We start from the raw sequence: 1,959 nt of genomic DNA, 5'->3' as shown, positions 1-1,959 counted from the left end.
GATGGCTTCTGGCCGGACGCCGCGGCGCTGGCGTGGGCGGCGGCCGACGGCCACCTGGACCGCCTCGGCGGCCCAGCCGGGCTGGCGGCCGTGACAGCGGCGTTCACGGACTGGCACCGAGGCCGCGCCACCCTCGGCGCGGACTGGCAGGCCCTGTGGCGCAAGTGGGTGCGCGAACAGCGGGAGCAGCCCGGACTTCCGTCGCCGGACCGCCCGGCCCGGCCCGGCCGCCGGACGGCACACCGAAGGCCGGCCCCGGCGGCGCACGTGAGCGTCTCGGACCGGCTCGCCTCGATCGAGACCGCGATCGCGCGCGACCAGGAAGCCGAGCCCGCTGCCGACCGGCCGTTGACGCTGCTGCCCGACGTGCCGGGTGGTGGGGCCCGGCCCGCGGGTGCGGCACCGATGCCGGGGCAGCGGCCGCTCATGGCCGCGCTGCCCGGAGGCCGCGCGGCTGATCCTGACCCGCTGGAAGTGCTGGAGGCGATCGCCGGCCACGGCCAGGCCCACGCCGTTGCACTGTTCGGCTGGCGGGCGGTGGCGGCCCTCCTCGTCGGCGACACAGCGGCAGCCGAAGAGGCGTGAGCGTGCTGCCGACGCGAGGCCTCGCCCGGTGCCGCCGGTGCGGTACGGCCGTGCACTGGACCATCACCGCCGCCAGCGCGCGGCTGGCCGTCGACGCGAACCCGAGCGCACTGGGCAACACCGCGGTCTACCGCGACGGCACCGGCACCATCCGCTCGCGAAGGCCGAACGCGGAACTGCCGCTGCTGCCGTACGAGCGGCTGCACCTGCCGCACGCGGCCACCTGCATCGCGCGGTCGCTGGAGAGCAACCCTTCGCGCCGTCGCGCGTCTTGACGGTAGGAGGACGAACCAGCCTGTTCGTTCAGCAGGCCGGTCGAGAGCAGAACGACGGAGGAAGGGCGCGTGGCACAGGAGTACGAGACGGTGCTGGCAGCGCTGCGCCGTTGGGGAAACGTCCGGCCGACCGAGGGGGGCTGGCTGGCGCGCTGCCCCGCGCACGACGACCGGCAGGGCTCCCTGCTGGTGCTTGTGGCCGGGGACGGGCGGGTGGAGCTGGACTGCCTGGCCGACGGGTGCGAGGCGCAGGACATCGCGGCGGCGCTGCGGCTGGGCCCGGAGTACGTGGTGGTCGCTCCGCCGGCGTTCGATGACGGCCCCGGCTGGATCTGGCCCGGGTACGTGCCGTCGGCGGGCTTGAGCCTGATCGACGGCGAGGACGGCGTTAGCGCCTTGGCGGTGGCCTTGGACGTCGCGGTGCGGGCGGCGACGGCGGCGGCCTTGCCCGACGGGCAGCAGCCCCAGGCGGCACGCACCGTGCTGGTGCTCGCATCGCCGCAGACGGCGGACCGGACGGCGGAACTCCTGGCGGCCTGCGGGCCGGGCAGCGAGCGGGTCGAGGTGGCCCCTGTGTTGGGCGGCCGAGGCGGGCGGCGAGGCCTGCGCCTGCCCGGCGACGCCGACGAGATGGAGCACCTCCTGCGCGAGCGTCGGCCTGACCTCGTGGTGGTGGACCTCATGACGGTCTGCCCGTACCGGGTGCCCGTCGAGAAGGCGATGCGGGTGCTCGCGGAACTCGCGCGGCGCGTCGGCACGGCCGTCCTGGCGGTCCGAGACGCCTCGAAGCGCGCGGGATGGTCGTCCACGCGCAGGGCGATGGAGGCGGCGCGGTCCTCGCACGCGGCCGCGGTGCACATGGCCGTCCACGGGGTGGACGGGGCGATGGCGCTGGTGCCGGTGGCCAGCAGCGGGTGGGCGGTCATGGGCGGCTTGCAGTTCCACCAGGCGGGCCGGACCCGGCCTGTGGCGTGGAGCAGCCGCTCCGCGCGCGGCCGCGATGAGGCGATGACCGGCGCGGACCTGTCGCGGCGGCGCCCGGCGAGCACCAGCGCCTACAGGCTCCTGAGCCGCATGCTGGCGGCCGGGCCGGCGCCGG

Annotated in this window: 2 protein-coding genes and 1 pseudogene; all 3 read left to right on the top strand. The window is 76.4% G+C overall.

Features of this window, described 5'->3' with window-relative positions; genetic code table 11:
- Positions 1-585 (top strand): annotated as a pseudogene (locus KS423_RS44435) (hypothetical protein); the annotation flags it as partial.
- Between the two features lie 50 nt (positions 586-635).
- On the top strand, positions 636-860 hold the full coding sequence (locus KS423_RS44430) for a hypothetical protein (RefSeq protein WP_224285359.1): 225 nt from the start codon (positions 636-638) through the stop codon (positions 858-860).
- 69 nt (positions 861-929) lie between these two features.
- The coding region (locus tag KS423_RS44425) for an AAA family ATPase (protein WP_224285358.1) at positions 930-1,959 on the top strand (1,030 nt) is incomplete at its 3' end.

The sequence above is a fragment of the Streptomyces sp. LS1784 genome (assembly GCF_020103755.1).
In the GTDB taxonomy this organism is placed as follows: Bacteria; Actinomycetota; Actinomycetes; order Streptomycetales; family Streptomycetaceae; genus Kitasatospora.
This window is presented reverse-complemented; position numbering and strand designations above follow the sequence as displayed.